Annotated in this window: 18 protein-coding genes; 9 read left to right on the forward strand and 9 right to left on the reverse strand. The window is 44.5% G+C overall.

Going from position 1 to position 19,871, the window contains the following annotated elements; translation table 11 throughout:
* Nucleotides 1–4 precede the first annotated feature (4 nt).
* The gene (locus ACE1OE_RS16470; RefSeq protein WP_449211669.1) at nt 5–1,174 is read right to left on the reverse strand and encodes an O-succinylhomoserine (thiol)-lyase; all 1,170 of its coding nucleotides are present in this window, start codon (nt 1,172–1,174) and stop codon (nt 5–7) included.
* A gap of 280 nt (nt 1,175–1,454) precedes the next feature.
* Here ACE1OE_RS16470 and metJ point away from each other — a divergent pair, with 280 nt between their 5' ends.
* Nucleotides 1,455–1,775 (forward strand): met regulon transcriptional regulator MetJ, encoded by a 321-nt coding sequence (metJ, locus tag ACE1OE_RS16475; protein ID WP_102469700.1) that lies wholly within the window; start codon nt 1,455–1,457, stop codon nt 1,773–1,775.
* A gap of 183 nt (nt 1,776–1,958) precedes the next feature.
* Here metJ and ACE1OE_RS16480 read toward each other — a convergent pair whose 3' ends face one another.
* Together ACE1OE_RS16480 and rpmE are read right to left on the reverse strand one after the other, a co-directional pair.
* The gene (locus ACE1OE_RS16480) at nt 1,959–3,218 is read right to left on the reverse strand and encodes a malic enzyme-like NAD(P)-binding protein (protein WP_449211670.1); all 1,260 of its coding nucleotides are present in this window, start codon (nt 3,216–3,218) and stop codon (nt 1,959–1,961) included.
* A gap of 491 nt (nt 3,219–3,709) precedes the next feature.
* The gene (gene rpmE / locus ACE1OE_RS16485; protein ID WP_102469698.1) at nt 3,710–3,925 is read right to left on the reverse strand and encodes a 50S ribosomal protein L31; all 216 of its coding nucleotides are present in this window, start codon (nt 3,923–3,925) and stop codon (nt 3,710–3,712) included.
* 342 nt (nt 3,926–4,267) lie between these two features.
* On the opposite strand from rpmE, the gene priA reads away from it, so the two are divergent.
* The 5 genes from priA to hslU all read left to right on the forward strand — a co-directional run bounded on the left by priA (nt 4,268) and on the right by hslU (nt 10,733).
* Nucleotides 4,268–6,469, forward strand: coding sequence for a primosomal protein N' (priA, locus tag ACE1OE_RS16490; protein ID WP_102469697.1), 2,202 nt, complete (start codon nt 4,268–4,270; stop codon nt 6,467–6,469).
* A 416-nt stretch (nt 6,470–6,885) separates the two neighbouring features.
* Complete coding sequence (gene cytR / locus ACE1OE_RS16495; RefSeq protein ID WP_102532526.1) at nt 6,886–7,893, forward strand: DNA-binding transcriptional regulator CytR; 1,008 nt, start codon at nt 6,886–6,888, stop codon at nt 7,891–7,893.
* A gap of 83 nt (nt 7,894–7,976) precedes the next feature.
* Nucleotides 7,977–8,528 carry an SPOR domain-containing protein gene (locus ACE1OE_RS16500; protein WP_449211671.1) on the forward strand — a complete coding sequence of 184 codons (552 nt, stop codon included), beginning with the start codon at nt 7,977–7,979 and terminating at the stop codon, nt 8,526–8,528.
* Nucleotides 8,529–8,818: 290 nt separating this feature from the next.
* Nucleotides 8,819–9,352: an ATP-dependent protease subunit HslV gene (hslV, locus tag ACE1OE_RS16505; RefSeq protein WP_102469694.1), complete on the forward strand. Its 534-nt coding sequence runs from the start codon at nt 8,819–8,821 to the stop codon at nt 9,350–9,352.
* A 46-nt stretch (nt 9,353–9,398) separates the two neighbouring features.
* Entirely contained in the window at nt 9,399–10,733 is a 1,335-nt protein-coding gene (hslU, locus tag ACE1OE_RS16510) for an HslU--HslV peptidase ATPase subunit (protein ID WP_102532525.1), read from the forward strand.
* A gap of 49 nt (nt 10,734–10,782) precedes the next feature.
* On the opposite strand, the gene ACE1OE_RS16515 is transcribed toward hslU, so the two are convergent.
* Nucleotides 10,783–10,914 carry a hypothetical protein gene (locus tag ACE1OE_RS16515; RefSeq protein ID WP_449211672.1) on the reverse strand — a complete coding sequence of 44 codons (132 nt, stop codon included), beginning with the start codon at nt 10,912–10,914 and terminating at the stop codon, nt 10,783–10,785.
* Between the two features lie 753 nt (nt 10,915–11,667).
* Complete coding sequence (locus tag ACE1OE_RS16520; RefSeq protein WP_102467768.1) at nt 11,668–11,958, reverse strand: GIY-YIG nuclease family protein; 291 nt, start codon at nt 11,956–11,958, stop codon at nt 11,668–11,670.
* 194 nt (nt 11,959–12,152) lie between these two features.
* Between ACE1OE_RS16520 and ACE1OE_RS16525 the strand changes: the two genes are divergently transcribed.
* Both ACE1OE_RS16525 and rraA read left to right on the forward strand, forming a co-directional pair.
* A complete protein-coding gene (locus ACE1OE_RS16525; RefSeq protein WP_449211673.1) occupies nt 12,153–13,070 on the forward strand; it encodes a 1,4-dihydroxy-2-naphthoate polyprenyltransferase in 918 nt (305 codons plus the stop codon).
* 78 nt (nt 13,071–13,148) lie between these two features.
* A complete protein-coding gene (gene rraA / locus ACE1OE_RS16530) occupies nt 13,149–13,664 on the forward strand; it encodes a ribonuclease E activity regulator RraA (RefSeq protein WP_102467766.1) in 516 nt (171 codons plus the stop codon).
* A gap of 237 nt (nt 13,665–13,901) precedes the next feature.
* Here the strand turns inward: rraA and ACE1OE_RS16535 are convergent, their stop codons facing one another.
* On the reverse strand, nt 13,902–15,068 hold the full coding sequence (locus ACE1OE_RS16535; protein WP_449211674.1) for a nucleotide sugar dehydrogenase: 1,167 nt from the start codon (nt 15,066–15,068) through the stop codon (nt 13,902–13,904).
* 130 nt (nt 15,069–15,198) lie between these two features.
* Here ACE1OE_RS16535 and wecA point away from each other — a divergent pair, with 130 nt between their 5' ends.
* Nucleotides 15,199–16,251 carry a UDP-N-acetylglucosamine--undecaprenyl-phosphate N-acetylglucosaminephosphotransferase gene (gene wecA / locus ACE1OE_RS16540; RefSeq protein WP_449211675.1) on the forward strand — a complete coding sequence of 351 codons (1,053 nt, stop codon included), beginning with the start codon at nt 15,199–15,201 and terminating at the stop codon, nt 16,249–16,251.
* A 457-nt stretch (nt 16,252–16,708) separates the two neighbouring features.
* On the opposite strand, the gene ACE1OE_RS16545 is transcribed toward wecA, so the two are convergent.
* The 3 genes from ACE1OE_RS16545 to ACE1OE_RS16555 form a co-directional block, all read right to left on the reverse strand.
* Nucleotides 16,709–17,446: a class I SAM-dependent methyltransferase gene (locus ACE1OE_RS16545; protein WP_449211676.1), complete on the reverse strand. Its 738-nt coding sequence runs from the start codon at nt 17,444–17,446 to the stop codon at nt 16,709–16,711.
* 130 nt (nt 17,447–17,576) lie between these two features.
* On the reverse strand, nt 17,577–18,686 hold the full coding sequence (locus tag ACE1OE_RS16550; protein WP_449211677.1) for a glycosyltransferase family 4 protein: 1,110 nt from the start codon (nt 18,684–18,686) through the stop codon (nt 17,577–17,579).
* A gap of 59 nt (nt 18,687–18,745) precedes the next feature.
* Nucleotides 18,746–19,855 carry a hypothetical protein gene (locus ACE1OE_RS16555; RefSeq protein WP_449211678.1) on the reverse strand — a complete coding sequence of 370 codons (1,110 nt, stop codon included), beginning with the start codon at nt 19,853–19,855 and terminating at the stop codon, nt 18,746–18,748.
* Nucleotides 19,856–19,871 lie beyond the last annotated feature (16 nt).

Here is a 19,871-nt window from a genome sequence, read left to right on the forward strand (position 1 = left end):
GTGCTTACCCTTCAAACGTTCGTGCTTTATCAAAAGCTTGTTGTAGATCTTCAATTAGGTCTTCTGCGTCTTCTAAGCCTACCGATAAGCGCAATAGCTGTTGAGAGACGCCCGCTTCAGCCAGCGCAGCCTCGCCCATCGCGCGGTGAGTCATCGATGCTGGGTGGCAGATCAAGCTCTCTACCCCACCTAAGGACTCTGCCAACGAGAAGAGATTCAGTTTGCCAACAAAATATTTCAACTGTTCAAAGCTACCAGCGAACTCAAAGCTCAGCATAGACCCAAAGCCCGACTGTTGCTTTTTGGCAATCTCATGACCTGGATGCTCAGGTAGACTCGGATGATAGATGACCTTAACCAATGATTCGCCCTTCAAATAATTGAGAATAATTTGTGAGCTTTCTTCATGGACACGCATACGCGCACTGAGTGTACGGATACCACGCAACGTCATGTAGCTATCAAACGGTGTGCCTGTTGCGCCAATACAGTTACCCCACCACGCCAGCTCTTCTGCATGCGCTTCTGTTTTGGTTATCACCACGCCACCAATAACGTCCGAGTGGCCGTTGATGTACTTCGTCGTGGAGTGAATAACAAAGTCCGCACCGAGGTCTAAAGGCTTTTGGTACACCGGTGTCAAAAAGGTATTATCGACCGCCACCAGCGCGCCAACCTGCTTTGCTTTTTCGCAGACATTCGCAATGTCCACAACGCGTACCAACGGGTTAGACGGGGTTTCTAACAAAATCAACTTTGGTTTTTTTGCGATGGCAGCACTTAACGCCGCGTCATCACTTTGGTCAACAAACTGAACCTTAAAATCACCTTTTTGTGCGCGAGTATTAAATAAGCGATAAGAGCCACCGTAGCAATCGTGTGGCGCGATGATCAAATCATCAGGGCCTAAAAAAGCCGATGCCCAAAGGTTCAATGCAGAGGTTCCACAGTTGGTCACCACAGCACCTTTACCGGACTCCAATTCAAATAAGGCCTGTTCAAGTAATCCACGATTGGGGTTACCAGAACGGGTATAATCATATTTTGGCACGTCGCCGAAAGCGGGAAAGCCATAATTGGTAGAAAGGTAAATAGGTGGTACGACAGCGTGGTGCTGAGTATCTGATTCGATACCCATACGAACCGCGATTGTCGCCGGCTTCCGATTGCTCATAGAAACATCCTTTATTAACACGCGCAAGGTGAAGGCTAACCACAACCTCTCGAGAAGGTTGGGTGATAAATAGTGTGATTAATCATGCTTGAACGGACAAGTAAAAGCACCCATCTTTGGAAAAATTAACCGTCCGCTCAACGAAACCCCACTTTACTGTCCATTTTGTGAGACGTCAACACTTCTAGACGTCTATATGTCTTTGCTTATGGCAGTAAATGCCGCTAAAATTGCGGCTTTCCTATAAAACAAATTTACGATCAATAGACGAAGGTGTGCAATGGCAGATTGGAATGGCGAATACATTAGCCCTTACGCGGAGCACGGCAAAAAAAGTGAGCAGGTTAAAAAGATCACGGTATCCATTCCGTTAAAAGTGCTAAAGGTATTGACCGACGAGAGAACTCGTCGCCAAATCAATAACCTACGCCATGCAACTAACAGCGAATTGTTGTGTGAAGCATTTCTGCACGCCTATACTGGTCAGCCGCTCCCGACCGATGAAGACTTAAGAAAAGACCGCCCAGATGATATCCCAACCGAAGTGAAAGCCATGATGACGGCGATGGGTATTGAGTTTGAAGCGTTCGATGAAGAATAAAAAGTAGGATTTAGAGGCTGGGTCCTGGGTCCTGGGTCCTGGGTCCTGGGTCCTGGGTCCTGGGTCCTGGGTCAAACAATAAAAAAACGCTGACCATCAAGGCCAGCGTTTTTTCAAAGCAAATTCAAGGCACCAGGCACGTTTTATCCCTAAAGCCCCAAATTTCTATTCAATCATGACTTTCTAAGCCATGTAGTTCTCAGGCATTTCAATTCGTGCGACGCCCGATTCGACTGCTGCTACTGCAACCGCTTTTGCAACGCGTGGTAGCAAGCGTGGGTCCATCGGTTTAGGAATAATGTAATCCTTACTAAATGACAACGCCTTAACACCCGCCGCATCAAGCACCTCTTGAGGTACGGGTTCTTTAGCAATTTGACGTATTGCCTCAACCGCCGCAAGCTTCATTTCATCGTTAATCTCACTGGCACGTACGTCCAATGCACCGCGGAAGATGAACGGGAAACACAGTACGTTATTTACCTGATTCGGATAATCTGAGCGACCGGTCCCCATGATCAAATCATCACGAACCTGATGCGCCAATTCTGGCTTAATCTCTGGATCAGGATTTGAACACGCAAACACGACTGGTTTCTCTGCCATGAGCTTCAACGCTTCAGCAGGAAGTAAATCTGGACCAGACACCCCTAAGAATAAATCCGCGCCTTCGATGACATCTTCAAGGGTACGTTTATCGGTATTGTTGGCAAACATCTGCTTGTATTCATTCAAGCCTTCACGACGCGTATGAATGACGCCTTTGCGATCCAACATGTAGATTTTTTCACGCATCGCACCACATTTAATCAACAGCTCCATACAGGCCGTCGCCGCAGCGCCCGCACCCAAACAAACAATGGTCGCTTCACTTAATTCTTTGCCTTGCAGCTCAATCGCATTCAACATACCCGCCGCCGTGACAATTGCCGTACCATGTTGGTCATCATGGAATACCGGAACATCACAACGCTCAATCAAGCGACGCTCAATCTCAAAACAATCCGGAGCCTTGATGTCTTCTAGGTTGATACCACCAAACGTGTCAGAAATATTCGCAACCGTATCAACAAACTCGTCAATCGTGCGGTGTTTGACTTCGATATCAATGGAGTCCAAACCAGCAAACCGCTTAAAGAGTAGCGCCTTACCTTCCATAACGGGTTTGGATGCCAGTGGGCCAAGATTACCAAGTCCTAGGATTGCTGTACCATTTGAGATGACCGCAACCATATTGCCTTTCGCTGTATATTTATAAACATTATCAGCATTTTGCGCGATCTCTCGAACAGGCTCGGCTACGCCAGGGCTGTAAGCGAGTGCAAGATCTTTGGCTGAATCAGCGGGTTTGGTTAACGCGATTTCAATTTTGCCTGGGGTTGGGTGGGCATGGTAATCGAGGGCCTGTTGGCGGAATTCGTCGATTTGATGATCATCGGACATGGTATGCGATCCTGCTTATTCGAGTATGAAAGACTGAGTGATTATTGTTATTTTTAGTATAACCCGCTTCGGAATGGTTTGATTTCCTCCATAAGGGGTACACAAAGTGCGCATACGCTATTGTCGTACGTCGCAACTTTAGGCGAATATACTACGCTAGTTAATCAAGATTTTGAATGGATGGTGTCACGATTCGAATGAGCTTAAGCCTTTATAGGTAAGCCAAGAGTTTAGGAAAAGGTAAGTCGAGTGTTTATAAAAATAGCCACCGAGAAGAATATAACGATCCAAAAACCGTCACAATACACACACCACCGACCGTGTGGCGTTGGAATCAACCATACTCCACACTGATGGTATGGGTTAGTTGGTACTGCTCAACACAATTCAAGCTCGGGACTCATTTTAGCCGCTGGTTGAATAAAATATAAAACGCCAGAAACAAAAAAGGACGCCGAGGCGTCCTTTTTACATCTAAGGAAGTAAAATAATTACTTGCTAGATAGAGCGCCGAAACGCTTGTTGAAGCGATCAACACGACCACCAGTATCAACGATACGTTGCTTACCAGTGTAGAATGGGTGACATTTGTCACATACGTCTAGGTGAATTGAATCTTTCGCTAGAGTAGAGTTGAACTCAAATGTATTGCCGCAAGAACAAGTTGCTGTTACAGCTTTGTATTCTGGGTGGATGCCAGCTTTCATGGGAAACCTCAAATTTAGGCCGTGTCGCCATCCGAGTCTATGCCGGACACCACACGTAGTTAATAAAATACCTGTGTTACCGCTTCCAAAATTCAACATCATTGAAGTGACGGCGATGTGATAAGCAAACGCTATCAACCACACGATTTCTTCAAATATGACGAATAGAAGCCATACCATCAAGGCGCAGTATAGTAATGAATAGTCGAGATAGAATCAAATAAAATTGCCACTTTTTTCACCACCTTTAGGTGGGTTGATTCACTTTCTCTAATTAACTGTTTATCGAACACAACATAGCTAGGTAGAATAGGCGTCTATTTTATCAATATCGACCTTACTATGCGCCCAAACGTTGCTCGTGTTGCACTGCCAGTGCCACTAGATAAACAGTTCGACTACATCGTACCTGCCCACTTGTTTCCCGTAGTTGGCGGTCGAGTCTCTGTGCCGTTTGGACGCCAAACCTTAGTCGGTATTGTGACTCAGTTTAGTCACCAATCAGATTTTCCCATTGACCAGCTGAAGCCGATTAAAGCCGCGCTCGATACTCGCCCGATCTGGTCCCCAGCGCTGTACGACTTAATCGTCTGGTGTAGCCAGTACTATCAACACCCACTGGGCGATACGCTGCACAATGCTTTGCCTGCCGCGTTACGAAAAGGCAAGCCTGCTGAGTTCGCCACCACGGTCGAATGGCAGCTCACCGAGTCGGGAAAGAACCAGTTAGTGCAAGGATTTGGTCGCGCGGTGAAACAAGCAAAGGCCATGCATTATTTAGAAAATGGCCCTTGTTCACACCAAGAACTGCTCGACAACGACATCAGCGGAACCCTTCTCAAAGCCCTCGATGAAAAAGGCTGGGTATCCTCTTATGAAAAGCAGGCCCCAAACATGCAGTGGCCAGCGGACTTCACCAATACCCCAAAAGATCTCAGACTCAACGAGGAGCAAGCCATCGCGATTGCTTCGGTCAACAGCCAGACTGAATTTGCTTGCTACCTATTAGAAGGGGTCACTGGCTCAGGGAAAACTGAGGTGTACCTCAACATGATCAAGCCTGTACTGGAGCAAGGGCGACAAGCTCTGGTATTAGTGCCTGAGATTGGACTGACGCCGCAAACCATCAACCGATTCCGTAAGCGTTTCAACGTACCAGTTGAGGTCATCCACTCAGGGCTTAATGATACCGAGCGATTAAATGCCTGGCTAAGTGCTAGAGACAAGGTGGCGGGTATTGTAATAGGCACGCGATCAGCGTTACTGACCCCCTTTGCTGATCTCGGCATTATTATTGTTGATGAGGAACACGACACCTCTTATAAACAACAAGATAGCCTGCGCTACCACGCTCGCGACGTCGCCGTCATGCGAGCAAACAAAGAAAAAATCCCGATTATTTTAGGGTCGGCCACTCCGGCCTTAGAGACGTTACAAAACGCATTAAGTGGTAAGTATCATCACCTTGTTCTGAGCCAGAGAGCGGGCCTTGCCGTCCCAACGACCAATAAGGTCATCGACGTTAAGGGCCAGTATCTAGACAGCGGCTTATCCGCGCCGCTCATCGCAGAACTGCGCCGACACCTCGACGCGGGCAATCAGGTGATGTTGTTTCTTAACCGTCGTGGGTTCAGCCCTGCTCTGATGTGTCACGAATGTGGCTGGATCGCTGAGTGCAAGCGCTGCGACGCTTACTACACCTATCATCAGGCGAGCAATGAGATCCGTTGCCATCACTGTGGCTCGCAACACCCTATCATCCATCAGTGCCAAGGCTGTGGTTCGCACCAACTGGTGACCGTCGGTGTCGGTACTGAGCAGTTAGAATCTCAGCTTGGTCAGTTGTTTCCCGAATACAAAACCATCCGAATCGATAGAGACAGCACACGTCGAAAGGGCAGCCTTGAAGCCGCTTTAGATTCGATCAAGAAAAACGAATACCAAATCCTCATTGGCACGCAAATGCTGGCCAAGGGTCATCACTTCCCCAACGTAACGCTAGTGGCGTTACTGGACGTTGATGGTTCGTTGTACAGCAGCGATTTCCGCGCTTCTGAGCGCCTGGCACAGTTGTTTATCCAAGTGGCAGGGCGAGCAGGACGAGCGAGCAAGCCTGGCGAGGTATTACTGCAGACACATCATCCGGATCATCCATTACTGCAATCATTGCTTAATAAAGACTATCGACACTTTGCCGACACCGTCTTGCAAGAGAGAAAACAAGCACAGCTGCCGCCGTTTAGCTTCCTTACCTTGATTCGAAGTGAAGCAAATAACCCCGCCGATGTTGAAACCTTCTTACGTCAGGTTCGCTACTCTATTGAGGCGCACCCGTTGTTTGATAACAGCTGCCTTATCCTAGGCCCAACCCCTGCACCAATTGCGAAGCGTGCCGGTAAAGCGCGTTGGCAGCTTATTTTGCAAGTGCCGTCACGCAGTGTGATGCAAAGAATCATTTCGAGTGCCAAACCTGTCATTGCGCAGCTGCCGCTGGCGAAAAAAGTTCGTTGGTCAATGGACATCGAGCCACAAGACCTAAGTTAACCATAAGCGCTTAATTAGCTGGTAATTGATGTTGGATTAGAGCATTTAACCCAATCTGATTACGTTCTTCGTCAGATCCCAATTGGGTCATCGCAAACGATTACTTTTAGAATTATAACAAGTTTTAGTTGTGATACACTTCACATATGCGATGTAATTTCTGTTAATTAGACCGTAACTTTTTGTTTAGAAATGAATAAAATCTATTAATGCGTCATGATTATCAAGACCCATTCATTCGCTTTTCTTATCCCAGCCATTTGCACTGTAGTGATTAAACAGTCAGTAAGAATGCATAACAAAAAACATAAAACGGATACAAACTGAAGTGAACACACGGAACGACTCCACGTGTCGCTTTTATAAAGCAGAATAGGTATTTCATTGAATAGGAAAAAAGAAGAGGACACTATTGTATGGCGACAATGAAGGATGTTGCCCAGCTTGCAGGGGTTTCTACCGCTACAGTTTCACGCGCACTGATGAACCCAGAAAAGGTTTCATCAAGCACTAGAAAACGAGTAGAAGACGCGGTATTAGAAGCTGGATATTCACCGAACTCCCTAGCTCGAAACCTGCGTCGTAACGAATCAAAAACCATTGTCACTATCGTGCCTGATATCTGTGACCCGTACTTTTCCGAGATCATCCGAGGAATTGAAGACGCGGCGATGGAGCATGGGTACTTGGTTCTACTGGGTGACAGTGGGCAATCTAAAAAACGCGAACATTCTTTCGTCAACTTAGTATTTACTAAGCAAGCGGATGGAATGCTGCTATTGGGAACGGATCTACCGTTTGATATCAGCAAGCCTGAGCAAAAGAACCTCCCGCCAATTGTCATGGCCTGTGAGTTTGCTCCCGAGCTTGAACTGCCTACCGTTCACATTGATAACCTCACCTCTGCGTTTGAAGCGGTGAATTACCTCTCTCAGCTCGGTCATAAACGTATTGCTCAGATTGCGGGCCCAGATACGGCTTTCTTATGTCGTTTTCGGCACCAAGGTTATCAGCAAGCACTGCGTCGTGCTGGCGTCGCAATGAACCCGGCTTACACCGTCAAAGGCGACTTTACCTTTGAGGCAGGCGCAAAATCTGTGCGCACTCTGCTGTCACTGGCAGAGCCACCGACCGCTATTTTCTGTCATAACGACATTATGGCGATTGGTGCAATGCAAGAAGCGAAAAAGCTGGGGCTGCGTGTTCCACAAGATCTTTCATTTGTTGGTTTTGATGATATTCAATTCGCCCAATATTGCGATCCCCCGCTGACCACCATTTCACAACCCCGTTATGAAATTGGCCGCCAAGCGATGTACACCATGTTGGAGGTACTGCAAGGTGTTGATGTTCGAGCCGGTTCCCGCTTATTGGATACCGAACTTGTGATACGCGACAGTGCGGCGCCTCCAAGAATCATCTAGTCAACCGTTTGCTGACTTGCAAGTTGACCTTGTGGTATTTACCATGAGGTCAGTTATTTACTTCAACATTAGAAGTGTCATCAGTGGCAAACCGAGATTATGTGAAACGAGGCAGAGGCGCGAGCACTGCCCGTCGTCCAACCAAAAAGAAACCTTCGGGTAAAAAACCATGGCGTAGCGGTCTGCTTGCCATTATTTTGCTGTGTGCATTTGGTTATGGCTTGTATTCGTTAAGCCAAGACCCAGAGCCCGCGAAGCCAACCCCACCCGCCAAAGCGGTCAGTAAGCCGAAACCTAAGGCGACGAAAGCGATTCCTCCTCCTCCAGAGGAAAAGTGGGACTACGTTGAAAGCCTGCCAAAACGAGAGGTAGAAGTGAAGGCGAAGGAACAAGTCGTCTCCGCCATTCCTTACGTGATGCAGTGTGGCGCCTACAAAAATATGGCACAAGCCGAAGCTCGGAAGCTGGATATCGCCTTCCAAGGCCTATCAAGCACCGTTAGGAAAACAGAAAACAGCAGCTGGTATCGCGTGGTTTTAGGGCCATACAAGCTGAAGCGAGAAGCGGAGCGTGATAAGCATAAACTGCAACGCGCCAAGATCGAGCCTTGTGCGATTTGGAAAGATACGCAATAACGTGATGTGTTGACGTGTTGGTATATTGAAGTCAGCCCTTTGGTGAAAACCAAAGGGCTGTTTTTTATTGAGGCGCACGCGACATAGAAACGCATGCTCACCTAGACTGGAATAACAACATGCTGGATTGAACGGTGCAAAAAAGCACAACTTTTATAGTGATTTACTCCGCTCACCCACTCTATCCCTTGAAATCCTTTTCTTTCGTCCGCATATCCATTTCATAGTCGAAATGAAATCAGCATTTCAAATAGATATCCAATTCCAATAAAACTTATGAGGCATACGCCGTGACTACTATTGTATCTGTACGTCGAAATAACAAAGTCGTGATTGCCGGAGATGGACAAGTATCCCTTGGCAACACTGTAATGAAAGGCAATGCTCGTAAAGTTCGCCGTCTCTACAACGACAAGGTCATTGCTGGTTTTGCTGGCAGCACCGCCGACGCTTTCACGCTGTTCGAGCGTTTTGAAAGCAAATTGCAAATGCACCAGGGGCATCTTACTAAGGCAGCGGTTGAGCTTGCTAAAGACTGGCGTAGCGACCGTGCACTGCGTAAATTAGAAGCCCTACTTGCCGTTGCTGATGAAACGGCGTCTCTAATCATTACCGGTAACGGTGACGTGGTTCAGCCAGAACATGACCTTATTGCGATTGGTTCAGGCGGTAACTTCGCGCAAGCATCCGCGATGGCGCTGCTTGAAAACACCGATCTTGATGCTCGTGAGATTGCAGAGAAATCGCTAAAAATCGCTGGCGACATCTGTGTATTTACCAACCACCACCACACTATTGAAGAACTAGAAAGCGACGAAAAATAATCGTCATAAAAACAAAAATAGTGCCCAAAATTTGTAAGGATTAATTATGTCTGAAATGACCCCTCGTGAAATAGTTCATGAACTGAACCGCCATATCATTGGCCAAGATAATGCTAAACGCTCTGTCGCAATTGCGCTGCGTAACCGCTGGCGTCGTATGCAGCTTGAAGAAAGCCTGCGCGCAGAAGTCTCCCCGAAAAATATTCTGATGATTGGCCCAACGGGTGTCGGTAAAACTGAAATTGCCCGCCGCTTAGCCAAGCTTGCAAACGCACCTTTCATTAAGGTAGAAGCCACCAAATTCACCGAAGTGGGTTACGTAGGCAAAGAAGTCGAGACCATCATCCGCGATCTCACCGATGTCGCGATTAAGATGACGCATCAGCAAGCGATGGAGAAAGTCACCTTCCGCGCTGAAGAACAAGCCGAAGAACGTATTCTAGATGCCTTATTACCACCAGCGCGCGACGCTTGGGGGCAAAACGAGCAAAAAGATGACACCTCATCAAATACTCGCCAAACCTTCCGTAAAAAGCTGCGTGAAGGCAAGCTCGATGATAAAGAGATTGAGATCGATGTTGCTGCTTCACAAATGGGCGTTGAGATCATGGCGCCTCCTGGTATGGAAGAAATGACCAACCAGTTACAAGGCATGTTCCAAAACCTAGGCGGTGATACCACTAAAAAACGCAAACTAAAGATCAAAGATGCCTTTAAAACACTGACGGAAGAAGAAGCCGCGAAACTCGTCAACCAAGAAGAGCTTAAAGAGCAGTCTATCTATAACGTTGAAAACAACGGTATTGTGTTCATTGATGAGATCGACAAAATCTGTAAGCGTGGCGAAGCCTCTGGCCCTGACGTTTCAAGAGAAGGCGTTCAGCGTGATCTGTTGCCGTTGATTGAGGGCAGCACGGTGTCAACTAAACACGGCATGGTAAAAACCGACCACATCCTGTTTATCACCTCTGGTGCATTCCAGGTTGCTAAGCCATCGGATCTCATTCCAGAACTGCAAGGCCGCCTACCAATCCGAGTCGAACTCGAAGCATTGAGTAGCCACGACTTCAAACGCATCCTAACCGAGCCTAAGGCCTCACTCACCGAGCAATACATCGCACTCATGAAAACCGAAAACGTGGATATTTCATTCACTGAAGACGGCATTCAACAGATTGCTGATGCCGCTTGGAAAGTGAATGAGAGCACCGAAAACATCGGCGCTCGCCGTCTGCACACCGTGATGGAGCGCCTGATGGACGAGATTTCGTTCGACGCCACAGAAAAAGCAGGCTCGAACCTAGTGATTGATTCTGGGTACGTGAACTCTAAACTCGGTGAGTTTATTGACGACGAAGACCTAAGTCGCTTTATTCTTTAGTTAGCGGATACCCAGTAAAAGAAAAACGGCCCTAATAAGGGCCGTTTTTTTATGGCAATGATTGCGATACCGTAGATTTGCCACCACCTCCTCTTTCTGTCATTTCCCATCCACCGTCATCTCCTTGAAAAAGGAGATCTTCCACCGCGAGTAACTCACCTGCCGTGAACACCACACTCATCGCACGTTTTCATGCGCGTTTATAATGGCGACCAATTAAGCGAGTCATTTGTGGAAGAAGATCTTCACTTTCGTGAAGATGACGGTGGGAAGGAGGGGATATTCTGCCGCGAGCAACTCCTCTACAGTGAACTCTGCACTCATCGCACGTTTTCATACGCGTTTATAATTGCGACCAATTGAGCGAGTCACTTGTGGAAGAAGATCTTCACTTTCGTGAAGATGGCGGTGGGTGGCGATCTTCTGTCGCGAGTAACTCCCCTACAGTGAACTCTGCACTCATCGCATTTTTTAATGCGCGTTTATAATGGCGATCAATTGAGCGAGTTACTTGTGGAAGAAGATCTTCACTTTCGTGAAGATGACGGTGGGAGGAAGCGATATACCCTTATACCCCGCCGCCATCTCCCATCCACCGTCATCTCCTTGAAAAAGGAGATCTTCCACCGCGAATAACTCCCCTACAGTGAACTCTGCACTCATCGCATTTTTTAATGCGCGTTTATAATGGCGATCAATTGAGCGAGTCACTTGTGGAAGAAGATCTTCACTTTCGTGAAGATGACGGAGGAAGGAGGCGATATACCCCTATACCCCGCCGCCATCTCCCATCCACCGTCATCTCCTTGAAAAAGGAGATGACGGTGGATGGGAGATGTAACCATGGACTATGAACTATGAACTATGAACTATGAACTATGAACTATGAACTATGAACTATGATATGTGAGACTGCTTAAGCCTCACAACACCATCACTCCAAGTTCTGACTCAAATCCCTCCAATCAGGGTTATTGCTGGTTACGAGTTGGTTCTTCCAGGCTCTCTCCCAGTTTTTTAGCTGTTTTTCTCTAGAAATCGCCTCTTCCATATTCTCAAAGAGCTCATAATGGACCAACAGATTCACGTTGTATTTTTTAACAAAACCGCCGGTGATTCCCTGTTTGTGCTTCCAGATTCGTTGTGGCAAATTGGATGTGACACCAATATAAATTACGCTGTGTGCTTTTGACGTTGTAATGTACACGCATGGTTTTATAGTCATTTTTATTCTCTTATTTCACTGACATCGTTGACTCAACACCATGCTAACCACATTCAAATCGCAAAATCTCGGGGCACTTCACGTCACTGTTAAAACCATACTATTTTCATACTTATAACCTTAGCTTTTATGCGTATTTAGGTGCGAGGGTTTTTCCCCTATACTAAGTCAAACTGTTAATCTATAAGTCGCTCATGAATCATTCCATCCGCATCTGGCTTGATGCCGCCAGACCGAAAACCTTGCCGCTGGCACTTGTCTCTATTGTCACAGGGAGTGCGCTCGCCTTTTCAAAAGGGGCGATGTCATGGAGTGTCGCGTTGCTCGCGCTCATCACGGCTACGTTGCTGCAAATCTTATCAAACTTAGCGAACGACTATGGTGATGCGATAAAAGGCACAGACAATGACAACCGCCTAGGTCCAATGCGCGCGATTCAGTCAGGTGAGGTGTCGCAAGCTGAAATGAAAAAAGCGATCGGTTTTAATATTATCCTGACGGTACTGGCAGGGTTAGGATTGATCTTCCACGCGTTAGACTCACTACAGAACATCCTTGCCTTTATTGGGCTTGGCGTGCTCGCCATCGTTGCTGCGATTGCCTACACCGTCGGTAAAAAACCTTATGGCTATGTCGGCCTAGGGGACATCTCTGTGTTCATCTTTTTTGGCTTATTAGGTGTTTCAGGTACCTACTTTCTGCATACTGGGCACATCGACTCACTGTTAGCATTACCAGCAATAGGATGTGGCTTACTAGCCGTGGCCGTACTCAACGTCAACAACATGCGAGACATTGATAACGACAGTGCCTGCGGTAAACGCACGGTCGTCGTTCGGTTGGGAGCACAGCGAGCCAAAACCTATCACACCCTGCTACTGGTTACCGCCGTAGCTTGTTTTGCCATTTACCTCGCCGCTCAGTCCGCCCCACTTTGGCTGAGCTTGCCATTTGTTTTAAGCTTGATCGTAATATGGCGTCACGCCTCTGCCGTATGGCATACCACCGCAGCGGCACAAATTGCACCAATGATGCCGATAGTCGTGAAGTGCTCACTCGTTACTAATATCTTGTTTTCTGGGGTGGTTATAGCTCAAACTCTGATGACTTAATTGAGCCTTGTCATTGCATTGACTTAGTCAACCGATATACTCGAAACATACCTTTGCTAACTGAACAGAAGAATCGCCATGGAATACAGTACTTCAGCACTATGTGATATCTACCTAGACCAAGTCGACGTGGTCGAGCCGATGTTCAGCAACTTTGGCGGGCGCGCCTCCTTTGCTGGCCAAGTAACCTCAGTGAAATGTTTTGAGGACAATGGCGTCATTAGAGACATTCTCGAGCAAGATGGCATGGGTCGAATTCTACTCATCGATGGTGGTGGTTCGCTGCGTAAAGCACTCATTGATGCAGAAATTGCGGCGCTGGCTGAAGATAATGAATGGGAAGGCATCATCGTGTACGGCTGCGTACGTGAGGTGGATGAACTAGAAGAAATGAATATTGGCATCCAAGCCTTGGCTTCTATACCTGTCGGAGCAGCACAGAGCGAAATTGGCGAAGTGGATGTGCCGGTCAACTTTGGCGGGGTCACCTTCCTACCCGAAGATTATGTGTATGCCGATAACACGGGTATTATCCTGTCTCAAGAACCGCTTGATGTGAATTTAGAGATAGACGAAAAAGACGTGGAAGAGTAAACCACTAACTGACAGCGCTAATTATTACGAACAAATTTATCGCTCTCCTCTTCCGGTTGTAACGGCTTTGATTCGTTGCTTGCTTTGAGTTGCCACTAGCTTTAATTCGTCATTCCTGCGCAGGGATGACGAACAACGCAATAATACGGATAGCGGATATAAACTAGCGTAAAATTGATATCAAAAAAAACGAGAGCATATTGCTCTCGTTTTTTATATCAGCCGACACTGAGACGGCTAATCGTTACCGAATAAGTCACGCGTGTAAACTTTCTCAGCAACATCTTCAAGCTCAGGAAGCATACGGTTTGAGATAATCACATCCGCTTCCTGTTTAAAGGCATCTACATCGCGAATCACACGTGAGTGGAAGAAATGCTCTTCTTCTAGCACAGGCTCATAAACAATCACTTCAATGCCTTTCGCTTTTAGGCGCTTCATGATGCCTTGAATACTGGACGCTCGGAAGTTATCAGAGCCTGACTTCATAATTAAGCGGTAGACACCAACGACTTTCGGGTTGCGTTTCATGATCGATTCAGCGACAAAATCCTTACGAGTACGGTTAGCGTCTACGATGGCACCAATAATATTGTTTGGCACTTCTTGGTAGTTTGCCAACAATTGCTTAGTGTCTTTTGGAAGACAATAACCACCATAACCAAACGATGGGTTGCAATAGTGACCACCAATACGAGGGTCTAACGCAACACCTTCGATAATTTGACGCGTATCCAAGCCCGCCGCTTCAGCGTAAGAATCCAGCTCGTTAAAGTACGCCACACGCATCGCAAGGTAAGTATTTGAAAACAGCTTCACCGCTTCGGCTTCGGTTGAATCGGTAAACAATACATCGATATTTTCTTTTTGTGCGCCTTCAACAAGCAAGTCTGCAAACACCTTTGCTCGCTCACTGCGTTCGCCAATAATGATACGAGAAGGGTTTAGGTTATCAAACAGCGCGCTGCCTTCACGCAAAAACTCTGGTGAGAAAAAAATGTTTTCAGAGCCCAACTCTTCACGCACGCGAACGGTATAGCCAACCGGCACCGTTGATTTAATCACAATGACGGCACTTGAATTAACAGCAAGCACATCTTTAATGACGGCTTCCACAGAGTTAGTGTTGAAGTAGTTGGTTTGCGGATCGTAATCGGTGGGTGTCGCGACAATGACATAATCCGCGTTGGTATACGCTAGTTGCTTATCCAATGTGGCGGTAAAATCCAGATCATCTCGCTTAAGAAACGCTTCAATTTCTGTGTCTACAATAGGCGATTGCCCGTCACAAAGCATGGCCACTTTTTCTTCATTGATGTCGACCGCAACTACCTCATGGTTTTGAGACAGAAGCATCGCATTTGATAGGCCGACATAACCCGTTCCTGCTACCGCAATTTTCATTTGAATTCTCTAATTTTAGTCCGATTTCGAAATTCTATAGATTGCGACTCATCCTCGCAACCAAACAAGCTTTAATCAATATCAATTCATGTGTAATATGTACGCAGTTTGATTTATTTAGAAGAACAAGATGCTGATTGACTTACTCTACGTTAGCTTTGTATCGCTAACTGCCTTATTTGTCCTCCGAAAGTGGGCACGAAAAGTCGGTCTCGTCGACATCAGCACCGCGCGAAAACAGCACTCAGGAAAAATCCCTCTTGTCGGTGGTATAGCAATATACTTTGCAGTATCGCAATATTTATATTTTAAACCAGACCTCATACCTAACGGATATTTATTGCTAATACTGCTTGGCGCTCTTGTAGTTCTTGGGGCCTTCGATGATAAATATGACGTTAGTTTCAAACTACGCCTACTGATACAAGCTAGCTTAGCGCTTTGTATGATTTATTTCTCAGATCTTCAACTTAGAACATTAGGTGACTTACTTTCATTTGGGGATGTAGATCTTGGCTCTTTTCTAGGGGTAACTGTCACTGTTTTTGCCGTAATCGGTGCTATCAATGCATTTAATATGGTCGATGGTATTGATGGACTTCTTGGTGGATTATCCATTGTTACTTTCTCGGGTTTGGCTATTTTAATGTATGCGGATGGACAAAACGGGTTTGCAGATCTGTCTCTTGTATTCATTGCAGCATTAATCCCTTATGTGGCGCTCAATTTAGGTGTTTTTGAAAGAAAGCGGAAAATCTTTATGGGTGATGCTGGAAGCATGATGATAGGGTTTTCGGTTGTTTGGTTGCTGCTCGCGGCAAGTCAAAGCGAGCCAAACACATTCATGCAACCCGTGACTGCATTGTGGCTTATCGCCATCCCATTAATGGACATGACAACGGTAATGATTAGGCGAACAAAAAGGGGAAACTCACCTTTCAAGCCTGACCGTGAACACTTGCATCATATATTTCAACGACATGGATATTCGTCAACTCAGACATTAATGTATATATGCCTTTGTGCCAGCATTTTTGCCAGTATAGGCATTGCTGGTGAGTGGCTAAGAGTTCCTGAGTTTGTTATGTTTGTATTGTTCATCGCTTGCTTTGTCCTGTACTTTGTCGCTTTAAATAAGTTAGACAAACAAAGCACCAGCACCAGCACCAGCACCAAAGATTAACGCTGCTGATGCTCCTAGTTGTAAGAGTATGATAAAATCATGAGCACACCTCAATGAGGGTGGAACCTCGTCGCGCAACGTTTTGGTTCTTTCGGGCTTATGTAATAACCCTGCTTTGTCACAACAACCGACTCTTGAAGAATTGAAGCCAAGTTCCCCAAAGATTTTAACTCAGAGCATCCATGCCAAATATCACCTAAAACTGTAAATCGTAATTTATCGAAGCCACACAGAGTCGTTGAATTATCCATCTATTGTTGCTCAAGATAATATGTCTGCCGATGGTGTATCGAATTAAATTTCATTTTCTTCACCAACTAGTATCGAAGTACACAACGTATGCCTTAACCTAGTTACTCTTGAGTCTAATTTACATTTTAAGCAATAGTTCACACCAGAAGCAGCTCATAAATCGAAAGCTAATGAGCATAAACATTACAAATAAATATCAGTAGAATTAAGCATTATTACTAATAAATACATCTCTTTTCTTCTTAAGCAAAAAGAACATTGTATAAGACATATTCGTCTTAAGAAATGGGATTCTGTATAAGTATTTACCTATAAAAGGAATCTTTAACAATTGATTAAAAACAGGAGTACCTTCGGTAGGCAAATAATCTACCACTTCAAAACCGCATGATGCAACAAGTGTCGTAAAGTGCCCCATATCCCACATGTTAATATGATCGTGTGCTTTATCATAATGAGCTAACATTTTTTGGGAATGTTTAATTAGTCGGGACTTAGTCATAAACACCTGGTTTAGAAAAATATTAACATTACAACCATTAGGCAGACCAATCAAAAGATAGCTATCATCCTTTAACATATTAGATATATTATTCAAATAATTACCAGGATTGTGTACATGTTCAATAACTTGAGAACTAAATATTAAATCATATTTCTTAATAGGAAAGTCAAAGTTTTCTAAATGAATGAAATTAATATTATCTGAATGAAATATGTTCTTGGCTAACTCTAAATCTTCTTTACTAATATCTACCGCATCAACGTTCGCATTGTACTTCTTTACAAACAAATCACTAATACCACCCCACCCGCAACCATAATCCAATATATTGCCTTTATCAGCGAGAGTATCAGGAAAAAGCTTTTGCATCTGGTTGTGACGATCAGAGCCGTTACTAAAAACCTTTTTGTAATATTCTAAAACTTCACGTTCATTCATTAAGTACAATCTCAAAAAAATAACACACATAGTATTTACTACATGTATTATTGTCAATTACAAGATAGCAACCCTTTATCAACGCTTGGATAGGAAGCGCAAAATAGCAGCTGGAATTTACTAAGGGCACTCACAACAACTCACTTTTATATAACTCAGAAACAATACGCACTCGATTATTTATGTCGAAGTTCCTTTGTACTTTCTCTCTAGCAAGACGCCCCATACGTTCTATCAAGCTTTTATCATCTAACAGTTGGTTAAGTTTGCCAGCCAGATCAACAGGGTCTTGCTTCGAAAACAACAATCCATCCACGCCATCAGTCACCAAATGTCGATTTCCGGGAATATCACTAACAACACAAGGTAGTTGACTTGACTGAGCCTCTAGAATCGCTAGAGGCATCCCTTCCCATAAGGATGGAAGTACAAATACATCAAATACATTAAGGACTTCATTGACGTTTGTTTTCCAGCCAAGTAGTTTTATTTGGTCCTCTGCGCCGTAATGGGCTATCAATTCACGAATAGGTTTTTCGAGCTCTCCTCCACCAACTAGGTGAAACTCAACGTCACTACGTGATTCCAAAATAATCAACGCCGCCTTAACGAAAGTCACAGGATCTTTTTGGGACCAGAGACGGCCAACCATACCGACTACCATCTTTTGTCTCGAAATGTTCAGCGATACGCTTGGACAAAAGTGTTTCATATCAACACCATTAGGAATAACTTTAAGCTTAGTCGACGGCACACCAAGCTTTACTGATGCAATATTCTTATCATCTTCATGCAAACATATAATTACATCGGAACAATATCCGCCAACAACTTCCATGGCGTAATAAATCATTTTTGATATTGGACCTTTCGCAACAGGAAATGAAAAACCATGTACCGTGTGAATAATAAGAGGGACACCTGCCAATTTTGCAGCCACACGTCCCAAAATACCTGTTTTAGAAGAGTGAGTATGGACAATATCGAACTTATGCTTACGGAATAGCTTAAAAAGCTCGAAAAAAGCTTTTACATCCTTAAGTGGATTAATTTCTCTTACCAAACTAGGAACATATAAACTATTCACACCTAGTTTTTTTGCCTCCTCAGTCAAGGCACCAGCCTCTTTACAGATAATGTAGGATTCAAACTCAGCAGTAGGAAGTCGCTTAACCTCTTCTAAAGTAACTCGCTGTACACCAGTTAGCAGTGGTAATAGTTGAATGTGAGCTATTTTCATTAAATTTTAATTCCGGCGTCTGTAAGGTTAAATTATATGATAATACTGATTCACTCGACTTAATCAGATAGAAAATGACTTCTAAGGTTTTTAAATACCACTCTCCATGAGAGGACATTAAAAACGATAGTTCGATACTTATCGTCAATATGATCGAAGTCTAAGTTATCATACCAACGTATAACATCACAAAAATCAACATTACTGTCATCGTGACCAGCGTAGTAAATGTATTCGTTGATAGAATTTAAAGATGTATCCGGGCATGATCTAATCATAGGCATACAGTTAAGCACATAATCTCGAGATTTCAGTGTCGATGAGTTTGAAAATCCAATACGATGTAAGCCAAGACTATCGATTGCTGCCGAAGCTTGTGAAATTATATTTTCCATTTCACTTCTGGAAATACGACCATGATAATTTATTCTAATATAAGGGTTATCAATACTCTGGATAAGCTTGGTGTACGAATCAGCTTGGCCGATAACATCAAGAACAATGTGACGAGTTCCCGAATAGGCTTTTAATGATGTTAATAATCGGTCAAGCGCATGCCAATCTGCATAGATACCAGCAACGACAACAAGCTTAAATTCCGAGTTTTTCAAATTATTCAATAAAGGAGAAAATCGGTTGTGGTTAACTCCATTTGGCAATAAATGCTCCGAAACAGTCTTAGGATAATGTCGTTGCCGTTGATAGCTCAATATATCGTCAGTAACACCGACTATGCCGAGAACATAATCCGAAGTTTTCTTAAGAAACCAATATTCGTTGAAAATTTGCCCGTATTTAAATAAAAATGGAAGATTACGATTTCTTAACTCTTCTGTTTCCTTAGTATGATGCTCTAATACTATTTTTTGAGGATAAGTCTCGACAAGCTTAAGAAGAGAGGAGTCAGACCCAACATATCTCAAAACCACAAGAGGGTATTTTAAAAAGTCAACCTCCTTTAAGATACATGAATATTTAAACACTTTACTCATAATGTTAGATGACTTTATCAATCTATACTTAATATTTCCACAATCTGTTTCTTTATTAAAATTAAATATATAAAAATCACAATCATTGACACTTGAAGCCATATCATGAATCTTTTCAATAACTCCAGTCATATTGTCAAAGTTAAAAACAATACTAACATGCGCAATTCTAACCATTGATTACATCCATAAT

Source organism: Vibrio sp. E150_011, from assembly GCF_053544015.1.